Genomic DNA, 24,896 nt, shown 5'->3' on the forward strand with positions numbered 1-24,896 from the left:
TTTTGAGGTGGGAGTATTACTGCCCACGAATAGCGGGATAAAGAAGCCGATTAGAAAGAATTCTAGTCGGTTTCTTTAATGAATGAAAATGATAACGCTTACTATCGGCAGCTTTTAATTAGAATACGAATGGTTGTATTTTTTTTAATTCCAACGTTCGATTTTTTTGTTGGATTGTATTGACAGTAATCATATCAAATGGTACGATTACTTCGAAATCAAAATAAGCCTCATATAATCTTGGTAATAAGGTCCATAAGTTTCTACCTAGCAACCATTAATTTGCTAGACTATGAGGAAAAAGTGTCAATACAAGGTGTATAGCAACTTTGTTCCTAACTTTTTCAACATATGAGAAATTCAACATATGAGAAATGTAAGGTGCAAAGTTTTTTTTATAGGTTAAAGAAAGAAAATTTCATTTAACGAAATTATTAGCACTTATTCGACAAATTGCAACTTTCTTATTTTTATTTAGGGGAATTCATGATATATTAATTGTGGAAAAAAGAGAAAAGAGGTCTTACATCAGAGGTCGAATAAGTGTAGTGCGAGGGGAGTCTTATGTCAGTAAAGTCAGATAGTCGACATTTGTATTTACGAGTGATTGACCACATTAAAGAAAAGATTAAAAGCGGGGTATATAAAGAGAAGCAAAAGCTACCGTCCGAATTTGATCTAGCAAAAGAGTTAGGCGTTAGTAGAGCGACCTTGCGAGAAGCACTTCGAATTTTAGAAGAAGAAAGCGTTATCATCCGTCGGCATGGTGTAGGAACGTTTGTAAATGCAAAGCCGTTGTTTTCTTCTGGAATTGAACAATTATCTAGTATTACAGATATGATTACTGGTGCAGGCAAAAAGCCAGGTACATTATTTCTATCATCAGCAGTAGGGAGCTTAACGGAAGAAGAAAAAGAAAAATTTAATAGTGAAGATGGTTTTGAAACACTTATGATTGAACGCGTTCGTACAGCAGATGGGGAACCTGTTGTTTATTGCGTTGATAAGTTACCAAAAGAAGTTCTTCCTGATTTGTCAGAATACAAAGAGGAATCATTACTAACGGTCATACATAGAAATACACATAAACGCATTACATATGCTGTTGCTCATATTGAACCTCTTGGCTATCATTCTAAAATATCACCAATTTTAGAATGTGGACCGGAAACAGCATTACTTGTGTTAAAGCAAATGCACTATGATCAAAACGATGAACCGATTTTATATTCTATTAATTATTTTCGAGCAGACAAATTTAGCTTCCACGTGTTAAGAAAACGTATGTAGATTGTGCCCATTTTAGGGAGGTGACAGCAAGAAAATAGGGACATGATTTTGTAAGTAACTAGATACATATTTTAGGAGGGGTTTTTAGTATGAAGAAAAAAGCTGGAATTCTATTATCATTAACGTTAGCAGCAAGCACAATTTTAGGAGCTTGTGGAAACACAGATAAGTCAAGTGAGAAAAAAGAGGAAAAAGACAGTAAAAACTTTAAAGTTGGTATGGTTACAGACGTTGGTGGAGTAGATGATAAATCATTTAACCAATCTGCTTGGGAAGGTTTAAAAAAGTTTGGTAAAGATAACAAACTAAAAGAAAATGAAGGATATCGCTATCTTGAATCTACTAAGGATGCAGACTACATTCCAAACTTAGCAAAATTTGTAGACACTAACTACAATATAACATTTGGAATCGGTTATAAAATGCAAGAGGCTATCCAAGAAACAGCAGTAAAGAATCCAAAAAAACAATTTGCACTTGTTGATGCAGTAGTTGATAAGCCAAATGTAACAAGTATTACATTTAAAGACCATGAAGGCTCTTTCCTTGTAGGTGCGGTTGCGGCAATGACAACAAAATCAAATAAAGTAGGATTTATTGGGGGGATTAAAAGTCCTCTAATTGAAAAATTTGAATCTGGTTTCAAGGCTGGTGCGAAATTTGTAAATCCGAATATTGAAGTTGTATCTCAATATGCAGAAGCATTTGATAAACCAGAAAAAGGTTCTGTATTAGCTTCAGCTATGTATGGCCAAGGTGTTGACGTAATTTATCATGCATCGGGTGCAACTGGTAACGGTGTATTTACAGAAGCGAAAAACCGCAAGAAAAAAGGTGAAAATGTTTGGGTAATCGGGGTTGACCGTGACCAAAACCAAGAAGGTATGCCAGAAAATGTAACATTAACTTCAATGGTAAAACGTGTTGACGTTGCAGTAGAAAAAGTTTCACAAAAAGCAAAAGACGGTAAACTTGAAGGCGGTAAAACAGAAGCATTTGGTCTACAAGATGATGGCGTGGGAATTGCAAAAACAACTGACAACGTGAAAAAAGTAAATCCAGAAATTTTAACAAAAGTAGAAGAATTGAAAAAGAAAATTGTAAGTGGTGAAATTAAAGTACCTTCTACTCCAAATGAGTACAAAACATTTGAAGCTTCTCTTAAAAAATAATGGTAGATCAATAGCAAAGGTTAGTTCTTAGAACTAACCTTTGCATATATAAAGAACTTTATCCTGTTAGGAGGATTAATATGGAATACGTAATTGAGATGAATAATATTACAAAAGTATTCCCAGGAATTGTGGCGAATGATGATATTACGCTGCAAGTGAAACAGGGAGAAATTCATGCTTTACTTGGAGAGAATGGTGCTGGGAAATCCACACTTATGAATGTTTTGTTTGGCTTGTATCAACCAGAACAAGGTGAAATTAAAATAAAAGGGGAACCTGTAAAAATTACCAATCCTAATGTAGCGAATGATCTTGGGATAGGCATGGTACATCAGCACTTTATGTTAGTTCATAATTTTACAGTTACAGAAAATATTATTCTCGGAAATGAACCGAAGAAAAGCGGGAAAATTGCTATTGACGAAGCTGCTAAAGAAATTAAAGCATTATCTGAGCAATACGGATTGTCGGTAGATCCATATGCGAAAATAGAGGATATTTCTGTTGGAATGCAGCAGCGTGTAGAAATTTTGAAAACGCTCTACCGCGGAGCAGAGATTTTAATTTTTGATGAACCGACGGCTGTTTTAACGCCGCAGGAGATTCAAGAACTTATTCATATTATGAAAAAGCTTGTGCAAGAAGGGAAATCTATTATTCTTATCACACATAAGTTGAAAGAAATTATGGAAGTATGTGATCGTTGTACAATTATCCGTAAAGGAAAGGGAATTGGAACGGTAGACGTTGCAAATACAGATGAAAACAAGCTTGCAGAATTGATGGTCGGACGTCAAGTGAATTTTAAAACAGAAAAGTCAGACGCCAAACCACGTGAAAATGTACTTGGAATTTCCAATCTTGTTGTGCACGATGCACGTCATTTACCTACCGTAAAAGGACTTGACTTAACTGTTCGTGCAGGAGAAATTGTTGGTATTGCAGGAATCGATGGGAATGGACAAAGTGAATTAATAGAAGCGATTACTGGTTTACGAAAAGTTGAGTCAGGCTCTATTACGTTAAGAGAGAAAGATGTAACAAATTGGCCAGTTAGACGGATTACAGAGGAAGGTGTTGGACACATTCCTGAAGATCGTCATAAGCATGGGCTTGTTCTTGATTTTTCTATCGGAGATAACATGGTACTGCAAACGTATTATAAAAATCCAAATTCTAAAAAAGGTATTTTAAATTTTACAAAGATTTATGATAAAGCAAAATCATTAATTGGGCAGTTCGATGTTCGTACACCGAGTGAGCATACACCAGCACGAGCATTATCTGGAGGAAATCAGCAAAAGGCAATTATTGCTCGTGAAGTAGATCGTGATCCAGATTTATTAATTGCTGCGCAGCCAACACGTGGTTTAGATGTTGGGGCCATTGAGTTTATTCATAAAAAGTTAATTGAACAGCGTGATAAAGGAAAGGCAGTTCTGTTGCTTTCGTTAGAGCTTGACGAAATTATAAATGTAAGCGACCGCGTCGCTGTCATTTATGAAGGGGAAATTGTTGATATTGTAAATGCAAAAGAAACAAATGAGCAACAGCTAGGTCTGTTAATGGCTGGGGGAAAGAAGAAAGAGAAGGTGAACACAAATGGCTAAAAAATTTTTAACGGAGCGAACAATTAACATTTTAGTACCTGCATTATCCGTTATTTTTGGTTTACTTGTTGGAGCCATTGTCATGATTACGAGTGGATACGATCCAATAGTCGGCTATGCCGCATTATGGGATGGTATGGTCGGAAATCCACGTGCAATAGGTGAAACACTCCGTACGATGATTCCGCTTGTTCTTGCTGGTTTATCAGTAGCGTTTGCCTTCCGTACAGGTTTGTTTAATATCGGGGTAGAAGGACAATTGCTAGTGGGATGGCTCGCTGCTGTTTGGTTCGGTTATGCTGTTTCTTTACCAGCCTTCATCCATGTCCCATTATCGATATTAGTTGCAGCGCTTGCTGGTGGACTGTGGGGATTTATTCCTGGATATTTAAAAGGGAAGTTTAAGGTAAATGAAGTTATTGTCACAATTATGATGAACTATATCGCGCTTTATGTAACTTATTACATCATAAGGAATTTTCTACATGAAGCAAATGAAAAATCGTATGATATAAAAGCGAGTGCGTCTTTAGCTTCTTCTTGGTTATCCTCTTTAACAGATGGCTCTCGCCTGCACTGGGGAATCGTTGTAGCGATTGTTGTAGCACTTATTATGTGGTTTATATTAGATCGTACAACATTAGGTTACGAGCTTAAATCGGTTGGATTTAATCAGCACGCTTCTAAATATGCTGGAATGAAAGTGTCACGTAATGTTGTATTATCAATGACAATAGCTGGTGCATTTGCTGGAATTGGTGGTGCAATGGAGGGTCTTGGAACATTCCAAAGTATGACAGCGATGTCTTCTTTTACAGGAATAGGATTTGATGGTATTGCCGTGGCTCTTCTTGGTGCAAATAATGCATTTGGTATTTTGTTATCAGCACTATTATTTGGCGGATTGAAAAGTGCTGCACCGCAAATGAACTTTGAAGCGAACGTTCCATCTGAACTCATTAATGTTATTATTGCATGTATTATTTTCTTTGTAGCGTGTAGTTACATTTTACGATGGGCACTTTCTCGTTTTAGCAAGGAGGGGAAATAAATGAGTTTCCTAGATATTGTAGCCATTCTTGTTACAGGTACGTTATATACGGCAGCACCGATTATTTTTACAGCGCTTGGAGGCGTATTTAGTGAACGTTCTGGTGTTGTTAACATTGCATTAGAAGGTTTAATGTTGTTTGGTGCATTTGTTGGTGTAGTTACAACTTTATTAATGGGAGATACATGGGGAGCGATGACGCCGTGGATTGCGCTTATTTTTGCAGCGATTGGCGGGGGATTATTTGCACTTCTTCATGCGGTTGCATCCATTACATTCCGCGCTGATCAAGTTGTCAGCGGAGTAGCGATTAATTTTTTAGCGTTAGGATTAACAGTGTTTGCGATTAAAAAGATTTTTGGAAAAGGTCAAACTGATTTTATCCAATATCGTATTGAAAAAATTGATATTCCGGGCCTTTCTGATATTCCTGTTATTGGAAAAGTGTTTTTCTCTGATGTACCATTAACCTCTTATATTGCAATCATTTTAGCATTTGTAGTTTGGTATGTGATTTATAAAACACCATTTGGTTTACGATTACGTGCTGTTGGGGAACATCCCATGGCAGCTGATACAATGGGTATTAATGTTTATAAAATGCGCTATATTGCAGTTTGTTTATCAGGTATGTTTGCTGGTGTTGGCGGTGCAGTATTTTCAACATCTATCTCAAATAACTTTTCTGGGGCTACAATTACAGGGCAAGGATTTTTAGCGTTAGCAGCAATGATTTTTGGGAAATGGCATCCAATTGGAGCTCTAGGTGCAGCGTTATTTTTTGGATTTGCACAGTCACTTGGTGTTACAGGTGGTACAATTCCTGTTTTAGATCAAATTCCAAGTATCTTTTTAACGATATTACCATATGTATTAACAATTTTTGCACTTGTCGGTTTTGTTGGACGTTCCGAAGCTCCGAAAGCGCTTGGAACACCATATGAAAAAGGAAAACGTTAAAAGCTAAAAAGCTCGCACATTAGTGCGAGTTTTTTTACATACAATAACGTTAATACATGAGAAAATTTGCATTTTCTTTTGTGAAAACTGTATATTGAAGAAGAAAATTCCTTTTTAGAGGAGGTTTACAAATGGATCTTATAAAACAAGAAACACATGAATTAGGTGGATTACGTGTACATATGATTCCGACAGAAAAATATAAAACGAATACATTTGTGTTACGGTTAAAGTCACCGTTATGTGAAGAAACAGTAACAGAACGGGCTTTGCTTCCTTATGTATTACAAAGTGCTACAGAAACACATCCGTCTGTCATTCGAATTCGTCAATATTTAGAGGAGTTATATGGTTCGTCATTAGCTGTTGATGTAAGTAAAAAAGGTGAGGATCATGTTATTTCTATTTATATAGACATTGCCAATGAAACATATTTACAAGAAGCGCCGCCACTCTTTGAAAAAGCGCTTGCTATGCTTGCTGATATTTTACTAAGACCAGCAACAGAAGGAAATGGTTTTTTACAAACGGTTGTAGAAAGTGAAAAACGTGCACTCGTGCAGCGGATTGAATCTACGTTTGATGATAAAATGCGCTATGCAAATGAACGACTCATCGAAGAAATGTGTAAAGTAGAACCGTACCGCTTAAGTGCAAACGGTCAAAAAGAGTGTGTTTCTAAGATTACAAACGAAACTTTGTATCAATATTATAAAAAAGTATTAGATGAAGATGAAATGGATTTATATATTATAGGTGATATTGAAGAAGGGGCTCTTGACCTTGTGAAACGGTACTTTTCTGTTTCTAAACGTGAACCGAAAGAAAGAAATGTATTGCTTCATAAGAAAAATGAAGAAGAACAAGAGGTTGTAGAAAAACAAGAACTAAAGCAAAGTAAATTAAATATTGGATACCGCACATATATTACGTATCGCGACGAAGACTATTTTGTTTTACAGTTATTTAATGGATTATTTGGTGGTTTTTCGCATTCGAAATTATTTGTTAATGTACGTGAGAAAAACAGCTTGGCATATTATGCTGCCTCTCGCTATGAAAGTCATAAAGGACTTCTATTCGTAATGTCTGGAATTGAGGGGGAAAATTATGAAAAAGCTGTTACGATTATTAAAGAACAAATGAGAGCGATGCAAAATGGTGATTTTACTGATGAGGAAATTGTACAAACAAAAAGTGTAATTAAAAATCAAGTTTTAGAGACGATTGATACGCCGCGCGGTCTTGTAGAACTTCTGTACCATGGCGTAATTGCAAATTATGACCGCCCTGTAGAAGAATGGTTAACAGAGATTGAACGAGTAACGAAAGATGAAATCGTTAAGGTAGCCAATAATATTCAGCTAGATACAATTTACTTCTTACATGGGACGGAGGGTGTTTAAGATGGAAAAAATCGTGTATGAACAATTAAAAGAAACGCTGTATTACGAAAAACTGTCCAATGGTTTAGAAGTATATATTCTCCCAAAACAAGATTTTAATAAAACGTATGCAACATTTACGACAAAGTATGGTTCTATCGATAATACGTTTGTGCCACTTGGAAAAAATGAGATGCTTCGTGTGCCGGATGGCATTGCACATTTTCTAGAGCATAAATTATTTGAAAAAGAGGATCACGATGCGTTTCAATTATTTAGTAAGCAAGGAGCTTCTTCAAACGCATTCACATCGTTTACAAGAACTGCATATTTATTTTCTTGCACATCAAACGTTGAAAAGAATTTAGAAACATTGTTAGATTTCGTGCAAGATCCATACTTTTCTGAACAAACGGTCGAGAAAGAGAAGGGGATTATTGGGCAAGAAATTCAAATGTATCAAGATAATGCCGATTGGCGTTTATATTTTGGATTAATTGACAGTTTATATAGGAAACACCCTGTAAAGATTGATATCGCTGGAACAATTGATTCAATTAGTGAAATTACGAAAGATTTACTGTATGAGTGTTATCATACATTTTATCACCCAAGCAATATGTTGCTATTTGTTGTTGGTTCGATTGATCCAGAGAAAACGATGGATTTAGTGCGTCAAAATCAAGCGAAGAAAAATTATACTGCTCAATCTGAAATTGCACGATCTTTTGATGAAGAACCAGAACAAGTAAATGAGAAAAAAATGATTATTACAATGCCGGTACAAACACCGAAATGCTTAGTTGGTGTGAAAACACAAGACTTGAAGCGACAAGGAAAAGACTTGTTAAAACAAGAAATTGCTTTAACGCTTATGTTAGATTATTTATTTGGAAAAAGTTCTACCCATTATGAAACATTGTATAATGAGGGTTTAATTGATGATACGTTTTCGTACGATTATACAGAAGAAAGTAGTTTCGGTTTTGCGATGATTGGTGGAGATACGAAGCACCCAGATGAATTAGCAAAGCGAATAACGGATATTTTACTACAAACGAATTATGATGAGTTGTGCGGGGAAACGTTAGAGCGTGTGAAAAAGAAGAAAATAGGTGGTTTTTTACGTTCGCTAAATTCACCAGAGTATATTGCAAATCAATTCACACGATATGCATTTAACGGCTCTAGTCTGTTTGACGCATTATCTGTTTTGGAAAGTTTATCAATTCAAGATTTACAAACAGTTGCGAAGAGCTTTTTAGAAGAAGAACGATTTAGCATTTGTCAGGTACTTCCAAAGAAATGATGAAGTAGAGAGAGGAAAAAGATGAAGAAGTTTGCATTAGTTACCGGGGGAAGTGGAGGAATCGGCTCTGCCGTTGTAAGACGATTAGTAAAAGATGGCTACGCGGTGTATGTTCATTATAACCAAGGTGAAAAGAGAGTTCAGCAATTAGAGCAAGAACTTAAAGGTATTATTCCCGTTCAGGCTAATTTATCAGAAATAGATGGTGCTTCGGAATTATGGTCGCAAATTCATCATCCAATTGAGACAATTGTATATGCAGCTGGGCAAAGTATTTTTGGATTAACGACAGATGTTACAGAGGAACAATTAAATAGGATGGTGGAGTTGCAAGTGAAAAATGTATATAAACTTGTTTCATTTGCACTTCCCTCAATGATTCGAAATCGAAGTGGGAATATTGTTGTTATTTCTTCCATTTGGGGACAAATAGGTGCTTCATGCGAAGTGTTGTATTCAATGGTGAAAGGAGCGCAAAATTCATACGTAAAAGCATTGGCGAAAGAGGTTGCATTAAGTGGTGTACGGGTGAATGCGATTGCTCCAGGTGCAATTGAAACAGAAATGATGCGTGTATTTTCGAATGAAGAAAAGCAAGAGATTGCAGAAGAAATTCCGCTTGGCCGATTAGGGGTGGCAGAGGAAGTAGCCAATACAGTTGCATTTGTAGTTTCTTCTCAAGCATCTTATATAACAGGTCAAATCATTGGAGTGAATGGGGGCTGGCATTGTTAATCGTTTAAAGTAAGGAGTATTGTATTTTGCATTTTGTTCGTACATAAAAAAGAGCATAGTGGCAAATAGTAAATATGACTCCATTACTTAATAGTGAGGTGCTTAACGATGTCAGTATTAGATAACTTTGAACAATGGAAAGGCTTTTTAGGAGAGCGTTTAGACCAAGCGCAAGGAAAAGGTTTAGACGGCGGGGCAATTTCTGATATGGCTTATCGCATTGGGGATTATTTAGCAAATGAAGTAGAAGCGCGTAATGACCAAGAAAAATTATTGGCGGAGCTGTGGAAGGTTGCAGATGAACAAGAGCAACATATAATTGCGAATTTAATGGTAAAAATGGTCAAACATAAGTAGTGAAAAGAGAGGAAGTATCCTCTCTTTTTTGTCGATTTTGAGAATCCTTCAATTAAATCGAGTTCTCGATTGTACATTTCACTTTCCTATTAGGGGAAAATCATATAATATAGTACGTAGGTGTAAAGTAAGCAAGGGGAGTGTCATCAAATGATTGAATGGTATTTTGAGTATGAAATACATAAAAACCGACCTGGCTTGCTTGGTGATGTTTCTTCGTTAATCGGTATGCTTGGTATTAATATTGTTACAATTAATGGGGTAGACAATGCTAGGCGCGGACTATTATTAATGTGTGAGAATCAAGAACAAATTTCTAGACTTGAATCAATTCTAAATACGATGGATAATATAACTGTAACGAAATATCGTCCACCGAAGCTTCGTGATCGATTAGCAGTTCGGCACGGAAGATATATACAGCGAGATGCGGATGATAAGAAAACATTTCGTTTTGTTCGTGATGAATTAGGTTTACTTGTCGATTTTATGGCGGAACTTATGAAAAAAGATGGCCATAAATTAATTGGAATTCGTGGAATGCCGCGCGTTGGAAAAACAGAGTCCATCGTTGCTGCAAGTGTTTGTGCAAATAAACGTTGGCTTTTTGTATCGTCGACTCTTATTAAACAGACGGTACGCAGTCAATTAATTGAAGATGAATATAATGATGATAATATCTTTATTTTAGATGGAATTGTTTCAACGAAGCGCGCAAATGAACGACACTGGCAGCTTGTTCGCGAAATTATGAGATTGCCAGCAACAAAGGTTGTAGAGCATCCAGATGTATTTGTGAGTCAGTCAGAATATACTCTTGATGATTTTGATTACATTATTGAGTTGAGAAATGATTACGATGAAGAAATTCAATACAGTCTAGTAGATGAAATTGAACAAGGAAATCAAAATAATTTTTCTATGTTCGACTTTTAAAGAAATATTGAGGTGTTAGCATTGACAGAATTAGGACAAAAGCTGAAAGAAGCACGAGAATTGAAAGGTTTTTCCATCGATCAGCTGCAGGAAGTTACGAAAATTCAAAAACGCTATTTGATTAGTATTGAAGAAGGAAATTTAAGTATATTGCCTGGGGATTTTTACGCACGTGCCTTTATAAAGCAATATGCAGAAGCAGTTGGATTAAATGGAGAGGCGGTACTAGAAGAATATAGACACGAAATACCGCAGTCGGTTTCTCAGGATGTTCCGCAAATTTCCACGGGACAAAAAGCACAGGAAACTGTGCAAAGAGCAGCTACATCACCAATTGCAGATCATATGCCTAAAATTTTAATTACATTGCTTGTTATTGCTGTCGGTGTTGCAATTTGGTTTGTGTTTCAGTTTGTTTTAGGTAAAAGTGACGATGGTCAAGTAAAACAAACGAAAAATGCACAAACAGAAGTGGAAAAAGCAGAAAATTCTCCTCTTGATCAAAAGAAAGAAGAAAAGAAAGAAAAGAAAGAAAAGAAAGAAGAGAAAAAAGCAGAAGCACCTCAACAAGCTCAGCAGCAACAAAATACAGCTCAAGAAGAGATTAAAGTTGTTGAAAAAAATGGGAAAGAATCTACATTAGAACTAAGCCATAATAAAGAATTTAAGGTAGAAATTCATGCAAAAGGTACAAGTTATGTAGATATTAAAAACGAAGGTGATAAAGTACTCTATACAGGTACTTTAAAAAAGGATGAAACACAACGACAGGATTTATCGTCAGAACATGTTGTTCGTTTAAACATTGGTAGTGCGCCAAATGTTGAAATCAAAATTAACGGTAAAGTTGTTGAATTCCCACAAAATGCAGAAGAAATGTATCATCAAATTTTGGTGATTAAAAACCTAGGAGAACAACCTGCTCAATAATAGTCATCGTTCCGATGACTTTTTTCAATGCATAAACCGTTTTTGACATGATGGAGGAATAGCTGTGAATTTACCAAATAAAATTACTGTATCAAGAATTTGCTTAATTCCTATATTTTTAATTATTATGCTCGTTCCGTTTGATTGGGGAGTATATACAATTGGAGATGTAGAATTGCCAATTCAGCACTTAGTTGGAGCTCTTGTTTTTATTATTGCTTCTGCGACAGATTGGATTGATGGCCATTATGCAAGAAAACATAATCTTGTAACGAATCTAGGGAAATTTTTAGACCCTTTGGCGGATAAATTATTGGTATCTGCAGCATTAATTACGCTTGTAGATTTACATTATGTAGCAACTTGGATGGCGGTTGTTATTATTAGCCGAGAATTTGCTGTTACAGGTTTGCGTCTCGTATTAGCTGGCACAGGAGAAGTGGCTGCTGCGAAAATGCCTGGGAAAATTAAAATGTGGATGCAAGTTATTGCGATTTCTGCCTACTTACTTCACGATGTTCCGTTTAATTTAATTCCAATTCCAATTGCAGATATTTCAATATGGATTGCACTTATCTTTACGATTATTTCAGGATGGGATTATTTCTGGAAAAATAGAGCGGTGTTTGTTGATTCGAAATAACGGCTTATGGGGGAATGGAAGATGAATGCGGAGATTATCGCGGTTGGTACAGAGCTATTGCTTGGGCAAATTGCGAATACGAATGCCAAGTTTTTATCAGAAAAACTAGCATCTATCGGAATCGATGTATATTATCACACTGTTGTAGGGGATAACAATAATCGCTTACGCCGGGCAATTGAAATTGCTCAAAAACGTGCAGATATATTGATTTTTACAGGTGGTTTAGGACCGACAAAAGACGATTTAACGAAAGAAACAATTGCGTCCTCCTTGCAGGAAGAGCTTGTATATGATGAAGTAGCACTCAATTCCATTGTTGATTATTATAAAAGAACGGGAAGAGAGTTTACCGAAAATAATAAAAAACAAGCTCTTGTTTTAAGGGGAGCGACTGTGTTTGCTAATGATCATGGTATGGCTCCGGGTATGGGATTATGTAAGAATAACAAGGTGTATATTTTACTCCCTGGACCGCCTAAAGAAATGAATCCAATGTATATAAGTTATGTAGAGAATTGGCTTCTTTCTTTTACATCTGGTGAGAATCTATATTCTCGTACTCTTCGATTTTTTGGAATTGGAGAATCGCAATTAGAAGCAAAGGTTCAAGATTTAATAGATGCTCAAACGAATCCGACCATTGCTCCCCTTGCTTCTGAAGGAGAAGTAACGCTTCGCCTAACAGCAAAGCACAATGATGCAAAAGAAGCTGAATCTTTAATAAATCATATAGAAGAATTGATTTTACAAAGAGTAGGGTCATTTTTTTACGGATACAATCAAGATCTTCTTCATAAAAAAGCAATTGCTTTGCTCAAACAAAAGTGTTTAACAGTTGCATGTGCTGAAAGTTTAACAGGTGGCTTATTTGGTGATCGTATTACTGAAGTTGCCGGTGTATCTTCTCTGTTTAAAGGTGGCGTAATTTGTTATAGCAATGATGTAAAACAACATGTATTACATGTGCCAGAAAAGACTTTACAAACAGATGGAGCTGTTAGTGAATCTTGTGCCCGTTATCTTGCTGAAAATGTGAAAAAACTAATGCAAACGAATGTTGGAATTAGTTTTACTGGAGTAGCAGGGCCAGGGGCGTCTGAAGGAAAAGAGCCGGGGACAGTGTTTATGGGTTTAGCCATAGATGAACAGCCGACGGTAGTTATTCCCCTTACATTAAGTGGAAGTCGTCAACAAATTCGTGAACGAACTGTTAAATATGGATTTTATCATCTGTATAAGAAGCTAGAAGAGATATAAATCTCTTCTAGCTTTTGCTATTTTATATAGAAAAATAGAGGGTTTCCTCTACTGGAAAATAAAAAATCGAATAAACGTTCGATTTTTGTTGGCATAATGGGGAGAAAATATGTATAATAAGATTAGCATTTAAGTTAAGGAGGAATTTTTGAATGAGTGATCGTCAAGCGGCATTAGATATGGCGTTAAAACAAATAGAAAAACAATTCGGTAAAGGCTCTATTATGAAACTAGGAGAGCAAGCGGAACGTAGGATCTCTACTGTATCAAGTGGTTCGTTAGCACTTGATGTTGCCCTTGGAGTTGGTGGTTATCCACGTGGCCGTATTATTGAAATTTATGGACCTGAAAGTTCAGGTAAAACAACGGTTTCCTTACATGCAATTGCAGAGGTACAACGTCAAGGCGGACAAGCGGCATTTATTGATGCAGAACATGCAATGGATCCTGTATATGCACAAAAACTAGGTGTTAACATTGATGAATTACTATTATCTCAACCAGACACGGGAGAACAAGCATTAGAAATTGCAGAGGCATTAGTGCGAAGCGGTGCAATTGATATTATTGTTATTGACTCGGTAGCAGCACTTGTTCCAAAAGCAGAGATTGAAGGAGAAATGGGTGACACTCACGTTGGTTTACAAGCACGTTTAATGTCACAAGCTCTTCGTAAATTATCTGGTGCGATTAACAAGTCAAAAACAATTGCAATTTTCATTAACCAAATTCGTGAAAAAGTTGGGGTAATGTTTGGAAATCCAGAAACAACTCCAGGTGGACGTGCGTTGAAATTCTATTCAACTGTGCGTTTAGAAGTACGTCGTGCTGAGCAGTTAAAGCAAGGTAACGATATTGTTGGTAATAAAACAAAAGTGAAAGTAGTAAAAAATAAAGTAGCGCCTCCTTTCCGCGTTGCAGAGGTTGATATTATGTACGGAGAAGGAATCTCGAGAGAAGGCGAAATTTTAGATATGGCTTCTGAACTTGATATCGTTCAAAAGAGCGGAGCTTGGTATTCTTATAATGAGGAACGCTTAGGACAAGGGCGTGAAAATGCGAAGCAATTCTTAAAAGAAAATCCAGAACTTACAGATGAAATAGCATTCTTTATTCGTGAGCATCATGGCATTGGTGAAGAGGGTGCATCTGGAAGCGGAGAAGATAAGACTCTTCTTGATGATTAAAAGACACGGTTTCGTGTCTTTTATTTTTTATTTTTCTCTGGTCTATAATAGTCAATTTCAAAGTTGTACTAAAAACATAGAAAGTAAGTTGAGAATAACCTGGTGGCATCTGTCCAATTGGTTTCACTATATAAATCCATTTTAATATTTCTGCATAAAAGTCGCTGCTATACCAAATGCAATATGACCGCTACTGGCTTTCTTCCTTTGTTTGAAACCTCGCATATGGCACAAAGGGGTCTGACCGCTTCTAGCACGGCCAGGTGCTCTCATTTCCCTCTAAAAAGAAAAGGGCTTACATGTCGTTTTTTCAAATTGTATTTATATAATAATCAGAGGAAGATAAAAAAAATCTCACGAATGGTAGTTTCACTTTATGGTAGGTAAAGAAAGTAAAGGTAGACAATGCTTGACAATGAAAATAGCGGTAGATACAATGATAATGTATATTTTTTCTTATATTATATACGACACACTCTTCTCAAGAAGAGAAGTAACATTCGGAGAGGACGTATACTTTCCGAAATAAGCATATGTCTAGTTTAATTGTGAATTGAAGAAAGTCCCTTGAAAAGGCGGGACGAAGGTCATCGCTGTACGTTGCAGATGCAAACAATGTACATCCATGCAGTCTTTTTTCATTCATAGCAAGAGGAGGTGAAATTATGAGTAATGAAGTTTGGATACTCATCTCCATTTTGCTGGCCATCGTCAGTGCAGTTGTTGGGTTTTTTGTTCGAAAGTCCATTGCAGAAGCGAAGATTAACGGTGCGACTAATGAAGCGAAGCGCATTGTAGAAGATGCAAATCGTCAAGCAGAAGCACTGAAAAAAGAAGCGCTATTAGAAGCAAAGGATGAAATTCATACACTTCGTACAGAAGCGGAATTAGAAATTCGTGACCGAAGAAGCGAGTTGCAAAAACAAGAAAATCGTTTAATGCAAAAAGAAGAGAACCTTGATCGAAAAGATGAATCGCTTGAGAAAAGTCAGCAATTATTAGAAAAGAAAGAGGAATCTCTTGTAGCAAGACAACAGCGGATTGAAGATTTGGAAAGCAAAGTGGGAGAGTTAGTACAAAAACAGCAAGATGAATTAGAGCGTATTTCTAACCTAACACGTGATCAAGCAAGAGCTATTATCTTAGAAAAAGTTGAAAATGAAATTTCGCATGAAATCGCTGTTATGGTAAAAGAAACTGAGGTACGTGCAAAAGAAGAAGCGGATAAGAAAGCGAAAGAAATCTTATCTTTAGCTATGCAAAGATGTGCTGCTGATCACGTTGCAGAAACAACGGTTTCAGTTGTAAATCTTCCAAATGACGAGATGAAGGGTCGTATTATCGGACGTGAAGGCCGTAATATTCGTACGTTAGAAACATTAACGGGTATTGATTTAATTATTGATGATACGCCAGAAGCGGTAATACTATCAGGTTTTGACCCGATTCGTCGTGAAACTGCTCGTATTGCTTTGGATAAACTTGTACAAGACGGACGTATTCACCCAGCGCGTATTGAAGAAATGGTTGAAAAATCAAGACGTGAAGTGGATGAGTATATTCGTGAAGTTGGAGAACAAACGACTTTTGAAGTAGGTGTACATGGATTACACCCAGACTTAATTAAGATTTTAGGTCGTTTGAAATTTAGAACAAGCTACGGTCAAAACGTCCTAAAACACTCTATGGAGGTTGCTTACTTAGCTGGGCTAATGGCAGCAGAACTTGGTGAGGACGAAAAACTGGCTCGTCGTGCTGGTTTATTGCATGATATCGGAAAGGCAATTGACCATGAAGTTGAAGGTAGCCACGTTGAAATTGGCGTCGAGCTTGCGACAAAATATAAAGAGCATCCAGTTGTTATCAATAGTATTGCATCTCATCATGGGGATACAGAACCGACTTCTATTATCGCAGTTCTTGTGGCTGCGGCAGATGCACTGTCAGCAGCAAGACCTGGAGCGCGAAGTGAGACGCTTGAAAATTATATTCGTCGTCTTGAAAAGCTTGAAGAGATTTCCGAGTCTTATGAAGGTGTTGAGAAATCCTATGCAATCCAAGCTGGACGTGAAGTTCGTATCTTAGTGAAGCCAGATACAATTGATGACTTAGAGGCTCATCGTTTAGCACGTGATATTCGAAAACGTATTGAAAATGAACTGGATTATCCGGGACATATTAAAGTTACCGTTATTCGGGAAACTCGTGCAGTTGAATATGCAAAATAAAGTGGTGGTGTTGCACCACTTTATTTTTTTGTGCCGAGAATGGACACAATATAGAAAAGCTTGTAGAATCGGAAGTGATTCACGAAATAGGATGATGTGAGAAAATCCGTATTTTTTATAAGTGAAGATTGTAGTTTATGAGAATAAACTGCGAAGAATGTATAGATGGAAAGGGTAAGAACAATGAGAATTTTATTTGTTGGGGATGTAGTAGGCTCGCCAGGAAGAAAGATGATTCAAGATTACGTGCCTGCGTTAAAGAAAAAATATACACCTACAGTTACGATTATTAACGGAGAAAATGCTGCAGGTGGACGTGGCATTACAGAGAAAATTTATCGTAATTTTTTAGAGTGCGGTGCACAAGCAGTTACACTTGGAAACCATGCGTGGGATAACCGTGAAATTTTTGAATTTATTGATGATGCAAAGTATCTTGCAAGACCAGCAAATTTCCCAGAAGGAACGCCAGGAAAAGGACTTGTTTTTGTAAATTGTAATGGTGTAGAAGTAGCGGTAATTAATTTACAAGGCCGTACATTCCTGCCACCAATTGATTGTCCATTCCGAAAAGTGGACGAATTGATTAAAATCGCAAAAAAACGTACGAACATTATTTTTATTGATTTTCATGCGGAAACGACGAGTGAAAAGCAAGCGCTTGGATGGTATGTAGATGGACGTGCTACAGCAGTTGTTGGTACGCACACACACGTTCCAACAGCGGATAATCGTATTTTACCAGATGGAACAGCTTATATTACAGATGTTGGGATGACAGGTCCATATGATGGAATTTTAGGAATGGATCGCGAAGCTGTGCTGAAGAAATTTTTAACAAACCTTCCAGTACGATTTGAAGTAACGAGTGGAAGAACGCAGTTAAGTGCCGTGCTAATTGATGTAGATCCTAATACAGGAAAAGCTAAAAAAATTGATCGTATTTTAATTAATGATGATCAACCATTTTTTGAATAAAACGCATAAAAGTTAGAAAAGAAAATATATTTTAATTTTTTAGAAAAATTACGAATTTTTAGCAGGAATATGAATCATTGCTCGTGAATATAAGTAAAAAGTGAACTCAATCGCTAATATTTTTTAAAGAAACGAGGAGGAAACGAGCAATGGAAATATTAAAAGTTAAAGCAACTTCAGTACCTAACTCTGTAGCTGGTGCACTTGCTGGAGTCATTCGTGAGCGTGGTTCAGCAGAAATGCAAGCAATTGGTGCAGGTGCATTGAATCAAGCCGTAAAGGCAGTAGCAATTGCGAGAGGATTTGTGGCGCCGAGTGGTGTGGATTTGATATGTATCCCAGCCTTCACAGATATTATGATTGATGGTGAAGAACGTACAGCGATTAAATTAATTGTAGAGCCTCGTTAAATTGGATGACCTGTTTGCATTTGCAAACAGGTCATTTTTATCCCTCTATTTGTGGACAGTTAGCCCCTCAACTTAAGGGGCAAGGGGGGGATGAAGCTTACCGCTAATGGAATGATCATTTTCTACAAGAAGATTTTGTTTTCCAGCCGTAACAATACAATAAAAGATAAGAATGTTTTAGGAAGAAAGGATGAGGAGCATTGAAAATTTTTGATGCGCACTGTGATGTATTGTGGCAGTTATGGATGGGGAAAGGAAAGCGAACTTTTCAAAATGATTCTTCTTTACATATTACATATGATCAGTTAACAAAAAATGGTGGTAGTATTCAATGCTTTGCGATTTATGTACCGGAAGAAGTTTCGTATGAACAGCGATTTGCAGTTGCATTAGAGATGGCAAATATATTTCATGAACAAATTTTGGCACTTCCAAATATAAAATGGATTAGGACAAAAGAAGATATTCAACAATTGGGAACGGATGATATAGGAGCGCTTTTAACTTTAGAAGGATGCGATGCAATTGGAAAAGAATTAACGAAGCTAAAAACGTTGTATTATCTTGGCGTTCGTTCTGTTGGACTTACTTGGAACTATGCGAACTTAGTTGCGGATGGAGCGTTAGAGTCTCGAGATGGCGGCTTAACACTGTTTGGCGAAAAAGTAGTAGAAGACTTAAATTGTTACAAGCTATGGACAGATGTTTCTCATCTGTCAGAGAAAGGGTTTTGGGATGTAATGGAGCTTTCTAATTATCCAATTGCATCGCATTCAAATAGTTATGAGTTATGTCCGCATCCAAGAAATTTAACGAATGAACAAATTAGAGCATTAATTCAAAAAGATGGAATGATTGGGATAACATTCGTCCCAATGTTTTTGGCTGCAAACAAGTCTGTTTGTACAGATGATATATTAAGGCACGTAGAGCATGTATGTATGCTTGGCGGTGAGAAGAATATTGGATTCGGATCAGATTTTGATGGAATCACGGAAACAGTCGTACATGTGGAAAGGTATGAGCATTATGAATATGTCATAAATGAACTATTAAAGCGATATAAAGAAGAGCAAGTAAATAATTTCATATATCGTAATTTTATACACAATATTCCGTTTTAGAATATTGTTATAAAATTGTTTATTGAAAAGTTAGAAAATTTGTGAAAATAAGCAATAAAATTGTATCAAATTGTTGCATTTTTACGGTTGTAGGGCTAGAATTGTAAACGAATTAAGATTATGCGAAACATTCATTGAAATTAGAAGACGTATAATTTGTGTTCATTGTAGTTTCTTGTTTTAAAAAGTGCTAAACTAGTACTGTAAAAAATACACTACAATGTATGCAGTTAAAGGGGTGTAGGAAATGATTAGTCAACTTTCATGGAAAGTTGGAGGCCAACAAGGTGAAGGAATTGAAAGTACAGGAGAAATCTTCTGTATTGCATTAAACCGACTAGGTTATTATTTATATGGCTATCGCCATTTTTCATCACGAATTAAAGGTGGTCATACAAACAATAAAATTCGCGTAAGTACAACAGAGGTACGCGCGATATCAGATGATTTAGATATTTTAATTGCATTTGATCAAGAAACGATTGATTTTAACTTCCACGAACTACGTCCTGGTGGAATTGTTGTTGCTGATGCAAAATTCAATCCAAGCATTCCTGAAGGAACAGATGTAACTTTATATGCAATTCCATTTACGGATATTGCTTCTGAGCTAGGTACATCTTTAATGAAAAACATGGTTGCGGTTGGAGCGTCTAGTGCGGTATTAGGGCTAGATGAAAAAGTGTATTTAGAAGTTGTAGATGAAATTTTCGGTCGTAAAGGAGAGCAAGTTGTTCAGAAGAACATGGAAGCAATTCAGCGCGGCTCTCAATATATGAAAGAATTGCTCGGCGAAAAAGTAAATATGATGCAACTTGAAAAAGCAGATGGGAAAAAACGTATGTTTATGATTGGGAACGATGCAATCGCATTTGGTGCAGTAGCTGGCGGTGCGCGTTTTATGTCTGCTTATCCAATTACACCCGCTTCTGAGATTATGGAATACTTAATTAAGAAGCTTCCAAAAGTAGGAGGAACGGTTATTCAAACTGAGGATGAAATCGCTGCTTGTACGATGGCAATTGGTGCAAACTATGCTGGTGTACGTACATTAACAGCTTCAGCTGGTCCTGGTTTATCTCTCATGATGGAAGCGATTGGACTAGCTGGGATTACAGAAACACCTCTTGTAATCATTGATACACAGCGTGGTGGACCAAGTACGGGATTACCAACAAAACAAGAACAATCTGATTTAATGGCAATGATTTACGGAACGCATGGTGAGATTCCGAAAATCGTTATGGCACCAAGTACTGCTGAAGAGGCATTCTATGATATTGTCGAAGCATTTAACTTAGCTGAAGAATATCAAGTTCCAGTTATCTTTTTAACAGATTTACAACTTTCTTTAGGTAAACAAACAGTAGAACCGCTTCAATTAGAAAGAGTTGAAATTCGCCGTGGTAAACTGGATTTACATGCTGAGTTACCAGAGCGTGAAAATAAAGCATACTTCAAACGTTATGAAGTAACAGAAGATGGTATTTCCCCACGTGTTGTACCTGGTATGAAAAATGGTATTCACCATGTAACAGGCGTAGAGCACGATGAAACTGGAAAACCATCTGAATCAGCACTGAACCGTAGTGCACAAATGGACAAACGTTTCCGTAAAATGGAGAATATTAAGTTTAATACCCCTGTATACAAAAATGCAAAATATGATGACGCTGATGTATTATTAGTAGGCTTTAACTCAACTCGTGGCGCAATTGAAGAAGCGATGGAACGTTTAGAGCAAGAAGGATTAAAAGTAAATCATGCTCATGTTCGCTTAATTCATCCATTCCCAACGGCTGAAATGCTGCCGCTTGTGAAAGAGGCAAAACGTGTTGTCGTTGTAGAAAACAATGCAACTGGACAGCTTGCTAATATTATGAAGATGAATCTTGGCAATGGGGAGAAAATTTCTAGTCTGCTGAAATATGATGGAAACCCGTTCTTGCCAAAAGAAATTTACAACGAATGCAAAAAAGGGGTTGTTTTAAATGGCAACATTTAAGGACTTTCGTAATAGTGTAAAACCAAACTGGTGTCCAGGTTGCGGTGACTTCTCAGTACAAGCAGCAATTCAGCGTGCAGCTGCCAATGTAGGTTTAAATCCTGATGAATTAGCGGTTATTTCTGGTATCGGTTGCTCTGGTCGTATCTCTGGTTACATTAACTCTTACGGTGTTCATAGTATTCACGGACGTGCCCTTCCAATTGCACAAGGTGTAAAAATGGCAAATCGTGATTTAACAGTTATCGCATCAGGTGGTGACGGTGACGGTTTTGCAATCGGTATGGGACATACGATTCATTCTATTCGTCGTAATATTGATATCACGTACATTGTTATGGATAACCAAATTTACGGTTTAACGAAAGGCCAAACTTCACCACGTAGTGAAGCGGGCTTTAAAACGAAAAGTACGCCGCAAGGATCAATTGAACCAGCGCTATCTGTAATGGAGATGGCATTAACTGCTGGAGCAACGTTCGTAGCACAAAGTTTCTCTAGTGATTTAAAAGAATTAACACAGCTAATTGAAGCTGGTATTCAACATAAAGGTTTCTCGCTCATCAACGTATATAGCCCATGTGTAACATATAACAAGGTAAACACGTACGATTGGTTTAAAGAGAATTTAACAAGACTTAGCGAAGTAGAAGGATATGATCCATCTAATCGTATGCTTGCAATGCAAACATTAATGGAAAACAAAGGTTTAGTAACAGGTTTAATTTATCAAAATAAAGAACAACCTTCTTACCAAGAGCTTGTAAAAGGTTATAGTGAAAAACCATTAGTTCATGCTGATCTGCAAATGGACCAAAAAATGTTTGATGAGCTTGTAGCAGAGTTCATGTAATAGATGAAAGGCTATCGAAAATTCGGTAGCCTTTTCTGATACAAAATTATGATTAAGTCCTTACATAATAAGTTGTATTTTGTTTACTATGAAAATTCGGAATGATAAAATAATAAATAAGAGTCATATTACATGAGCTCCTCTAATCTCCCTTAGTATCAAGTGAAATCGTTCATGAATCCAAGCCATCTCTATTGTTTAATTTGACTGAACGCTTTATACTATAATAATGTGTATAGGAATGAAGCGATATGCTTTTTTATAAAAACAACTTAAACAACAACTAAAAGTTAAAACTTTGTATATGTAAGGTTGAAAGGAGATTATTCATGAACGAAGAGCAACGATTAGCAGGTCAACAAGCAACTTCAACTACTAAAAAAGCAGAAAAAGATTACAGTAAATATTTTGAAAGTGTATATCAGCCACCTTCTTTAAAAGATGCGAAAAAACGTGGAAAAGAAGAAGTTAAAATTGAACGTGACTTTGGCTTACCAGAAGAGTTTCGTAATTTTGGTGCTGGAAGAAAGTTTTATATCCGTACTTATGGATGTCAAATGAATGAGCATGATACAGAAGTAATGGCTGGCATCTTTACGACTCTTGGATATGAGCCAACATTCTCTACAGAAGATGCAGATGTGATTCTACTAAATACATGTGCAATTCGTGAAAATGCTGAAAATAAAGTATTCGGGGAACTTGGTCATTTAAAATCTTTAAAACAAAGAAATCCTGATCTTTTAATTGGTGTATGTGGTTGTATGTCACAAGAGGAATCTGTCGTAAACAGAATTATGCAAAAACATCAGCATGTAGATATGGTATTTGGTACACATAATATCCACCGCCTTCCATACATTTTAAAAGATGCTATGTTTGCGAAAGCGACAGTTGTTGAAGTATGGTCAAAAGAAGGAGATGTCATTGAGAATCTTCCAAAAGTACGCCGCGGGGATATTAAAGCGTGGGTAAACATTATGTACGGATGTGACAAATTCTGCACGTACTGCATCGTACCGTATACACGTGGTAAAGAGCGTAGCCGCCATCCTGAAGACATTATTAAAGAAGTACGTCATTTAGCTGCAAATGGTTATAAAGAAATTACGCTACTTGGTCAAAACGTAAACGCATACGGAAAAGACTTCGAAGATATGAAATATGGTTTAGGAGATCTTATGGATGAACTTCGTAAGATTGACGTAGCACGTATTCGTTTTACAACAAGCCATCCACGCGACTTTGATGATCATTTAGTTGAGGTACTTGGAAAAGGCGGCAATTTAGTTGAACATATTCACTTACCGGTGCAATCTGGAAGTACGGATATGTTGAAAATTATGGCACGTAAATACTCACGTGAACATTATTTAGAACTTGTACGTAAAATTAAAGAAGCGATTCCAAATGCAGTACTAACGACAGATATTATCGTCGGTTTCCCAAATGAAACAGATGAACAATTTGAAGAAACGATGTCGTTATATCGTGAAGTAGGCTTTGATAGTGCATATACATTTATTTATTCACCGCGTGAAGGTACACCGGCTGCAAAAATGCAGGATAATGTACCGATGGAAGTGAAAAAAGAACGTTTGCAACGTTTAAATGCATTAGTAAATGAATTTTCTGCGAAGAAGAATAAAACGTATGAAGGGCAAATTGTTGAAGTGCTTGTTGATGGAGAAAGTAAAAATAATCCTGATGTACTTGCAGGTTATACACGTGCCAATAAACTTGTAAACTTCGTAGCTCCAAAATCTGTAATCGGTCAGCTTGTAAAAGTGAAAGTAACAAAAGCAAAAACTTGGTCTCTAAACGGGGAATTGGTTGAGGAGCCGATCGAGGTGAAATAATAGATGAAAATCTTTACAAAAGATGAAATTGTAGAGCAAGCGAAAGAATTAGCAAAAATGATTTCTGAAACAGAAGAAGTGGATTTCTTTAAACGTGCAGAAGCACAAATTCATAAAAATGAAAATGTAAAACGTACGATTGATGAAATTAAAGCTTTGCAAAAACAAGCAGTAAATTTACAGCATTATGGGAAATGGGAAGCGTTAAAAAAGGTAGAATCGGAAATTGATGCGCTGCAAGATAAACTGGATGAAATTCCAGTTGTCCAACAGTTTAAATCTTCTCAAACATATGTAAATGATTTATTGCAGCTTGTCGCAAGTACAATTTCAAACACCGTCACAGATGAAATTTTAATTTCAACTGGCGGCGATGTGTTAAAAGGAGAGACAGGTGCTGAAGTAGCAAATAAGAAAGGCACTTGCTAAAAAAGATGTCGAGCTCGACATCTTTTTTTTGTTTCATTTCGAATAGGTGATGGCCCAGTTCGTGTTTGTAGCAGTGTCAATGATTGTTTTCGATTTCTGAAAATTAGAGGTTTTCTATCATACCTTTCGAGAGGACTCCCACCTCTAAACATATGTGAAGGTGGTGAGGTGAATCGAAAAAA

Annotated in this window: 22 protein-coding genes and 1 riboswitch; all 22 genes read left to right on the forward strand. The window is 36.6% G+C overall.

Translation table 11 applies throughout. The features are described 5' to 3' along the window. Positions 1–210: 210 nt before the first annotated feature. A riboswitch (purine riboswitch) is annotated at positions 211–313 on the forward strand. Positions 314–564: 251 nt separating this feature from the next. The 22 genes from V7024_RS06000 (at position 565) to V7024_RS06105 (ending at position 24,714) form a co-directional block, all read left to right on the forward strand. Next, the gene (locus V7024_RS06000; protein WP_098917266.1) at positions 565–1,290 is read left to right on the forward strand and encodes a GntR family transcriptional regulator; all 726 of its coding nucleotides are present in this window, start codon (positions 565–567) and stop codon (positions 1,288–1,290) included. 89 nt (positions 1,291–1,379) lie between these two features. Next, positions 1,380–2,462, forward strand: a complete 1,083-nt coding sequence (locus V7024_RS06005; protein ID WP_335517006.1) for a BMP family lipoprotein — start codon at positions 1,380–1,382, stop codon at positions 2,460–2,462. Positions 2,463–2,542: 80 nt separating this feature from the next. After that, complete coding sequence (locus tag V7024_RS06010) at positions 2,543–4,075, forward strand: ABC transporter ATP-binding protein (RefSeq protein WP_335517009.1); 1,533 nt, start codon at positions 2,543–2,545, stop codon at positions 4,073–4,075. Next, the gene (locus V7024_RS06015) at positions 4,068–5,126 is read left to right on the forward strand and encodes an ABC transporter permease (protein ID WP_335517013.1); all 1,059 of its coding nucleotides are present in this window, start codon (positions 4,068–4,070) and stop codon (positions 5,124–5,126) included. The genes V7024_RS06010 and V7024_RS06015 overlap by 8 nt, the downstream gene beginning before the upstream one ends. Then, complete coding sequence (locus tag V7024_RS06020) at positions 5,127–6,086, forward strand: ABC transporter permease (protein ID WP_335517016.1); 960 nt, start codon at positions 5,127–5,129, stop codon at positions 6,084–6,086. 131 nt (positions 6,087–6,217) lie between these two features. Further along, the gene (gene yfmF / locus V7024_RS06025; protein ID WP_335517019.1) at positions 6,218–7,492 is read left to right on the forward strand and encodes an EF-P 5-aminopentanol modification-associated protein YfmF; all 1,275 of its coding nucleotides are present in this window, start codon (positions 6,218–6,220) and stop codon (positions 7,490–7,492) included. Between the two features lies 1 nt (position 7,493). Continuing rightward, on the forward strand, positions 7,494–8,780 hold the full coding sequence (yfmH, locus tag V7024_RS06030; protein ID WP_335517023.1) for an EF-P 5-aminopentanol modification-associated protein YfmH: 1,287 nt from the start codon (positions 7,494–7,496) through the stop codon (positions 8,778–8,780). Positions 8,781–8,801: 21 nt separating this feature from the next. Continuing rightward, positions 8,802–9,515, forward strand: a complete 714-nt coding sequence (gene ymfI, locus V7024_RS06035) for an elongation factor P 5-aminopentanone reductase (RefSeq protein ID WP_335517026.1) — start codon at positions 8,802–8,804, stop codon at positions 9,513–9,515. A gap of 108 nt (positions 9,516–9,623) precedes the next feature. After that, entirely contained in the window at positions 9,624–9,872 is a 249-nt protein-coding gene (locus V7024_RS06040) for a DUF3243 domain-containing protein (protein ID WP_098917274.1), read from the forward strand. A gap of 150 nt (positions 9,873–10,022) precedes the next feature. Then, on the forward strand, positions 10,023–10,808 hold the full coding sequence (locus V7024_RS06045; protein ID WP_020059071.1) for a DUF3388 domain-containing protein: 786 nt from the start codon (positions 10,023–10,025) through the stop codon (positions 10,806–10,808). A 21-nt stretch (positions 10,809–10,829) separates the two neighbouring features. After that, positions 10,830–11,738 carry a helix-turn-helix domain-containing protein gene (locus V7024_RS06050; protein ID WP_335517030.1) on the forward strand — a complete coding sequence of 303 codons (909 nt, stop codon included), beginning with the start codon at positions 10,830–10,832 and terminating at the stop codon, positions 11,736–11,738. Between the two features lie 64 nt (positions 11,739–11,802). Further along, positions 11,803–12,381 (forward strand): CDP-diacylglycerol--glycerol-3-phosphate 3-phosphatidyltransferase, encoded by a 579-nt coding sequence (pgsA, locus tag V7024_RS06055; RefSeq protein ID WP_335517033.1) that lies wholly within the window; start codon positions 11,803–11,805, stop codon positions 12,379–12,381. Between the two features lie 21 nt (positions 12,382–12,402). Next, positions 12,403–13,641, forward strand: coding sequence for a competence/damage-inducible protein A (locus V7024_RS06060; protein WP_335517035.1), 1,239 nt, complete (start codon positions 12,403–12,405; stop codon positions 13,639–13,641). Between the two features lie 152 nt (positions 13,642–13,793). After that, entirely contained in the window at positions 13,794–14,828 is a 1,035-nt protein-coding gene (gene recA, locus V7024_RS06065) for a recombinase RecA (RefSeq protein WP_335517038.1), read from the forward strand. Between the two features lie 665 nt (positions 14,829–15,493). Continuing rightward, positions 15,494–17,056 carry a ribonuclease Y gene (gene rny / locus V7024_RS06070; RefSeq protein ID WP_098917280.1) on the forward strand — a complete coding sequence of 521 codons (1,563 nt, stop codon included), beginning with the start codon at positions 15,494–15,496 and terminating at the stop codon, positions 17,054–17,056. A gap of 183 nt (positions 17,057–17,239) precedes the next feature. Beyond that, positions 17,240–18,034 carry a TIGR00282 family metallophosphoesterase gene (locus tag V7024_RS06075; RefSeq protein ID WP_335517043.1) on the forward strand — a complete coding sequence of 265 codons (795 nt, stop codon included), beginning with the start codon at positions 17,240–17,242 and terminating at the stop codon, positions 18,032–18,034. Positions 18,035–18,183: 149 nt separating this feature from the next. Next, positions 18,184–18,444, forward strand: coding sequence for a stage V sporulation protein SpoVS (spoVS, locus tag V7024_RS06080; protein ID WP_020059065.1), 261 nt, complete (start codon positions 18,184–18,186; stop codon positions 18,442–18,444). Between the two features lie 200 nt (positions 18,445–18,644). Continuing rightward, positions 18,645–19,568 (forward strand): dipeptidase, encoded by a 924-nt coding sequence (locus V7024_RS06085; protein ID WP_335517046.1) that lies wholly within the window; start codon positions 18,645–18,647, stop codon positions 19,566–19,568. A 247-nt stretch (positions 19,569–19,815) separates the two neighbouring features. Beyond that, entirely contained in the window at positions 19,816–21,573 is a 1,758-nt protein-coding gene (locus V7024_RS06090) for a 2-oxoacid:acceptor oxidoreductase subunit alpha (RefSeq protein WP_335517049.1), read from the forward strand. Continuing rightward, positions 21,560–22,426 (forward strand): 2-oxoacid:ferredoxin oxidoreductase subunit beta, encoded by an 867-nt coding sequence (locus V7024_RS06095; protein WP_020059062.1) that lies wholly within the window; start codon positions 21,560–21,562, stop codon positions 22,424–22,426. Before V7024_RS06090 ends, V7024_RS06095 begins: the two co-directional genes overlap by 14 nt. A 329-nt stretch (positions 22,427–22,755) precedes the next feature. Beyond that, a complete protein-coding gene (miaB, locus tag V7024_RS06100; RefSeq protein WP_098917284.1) occupies positions 22,756–24,285 on the forward strand; it encodes a tRNA (N6-isopentenyl adenosine(37)-C2)-methylthiotransferase MiaB in 1,530 nt (509 codons plus the stop codon). A gap of 3 nt (positions 24,286–24,288) precedes the next feature. Then, the gene (locus V7024_RS06105; RefSeq protein ID WP_335517053.1) at positions 24,289–24,714 is read left to right on the forward strand and encodes a RicAFT regulatory complex protein RicA family protein; all 426 of its coding nucleotides are present in this window, start codon (positions 24,289–24,291) and stop codon (positions 24,712–24,714) included. Positions 24,715–24,896: the final 182 nt, after the last annotated feature.

The sequence above is a fragment of the Bacillus sp. JJ864 genome (genome assembly GCF_036963045.1).
Lineage (GTDB): Bacteria > Bacillota > Bacilli > Bacillales > Bacillaceae_G > Bacillus_A > Bacillus_A pseudomycoides_C.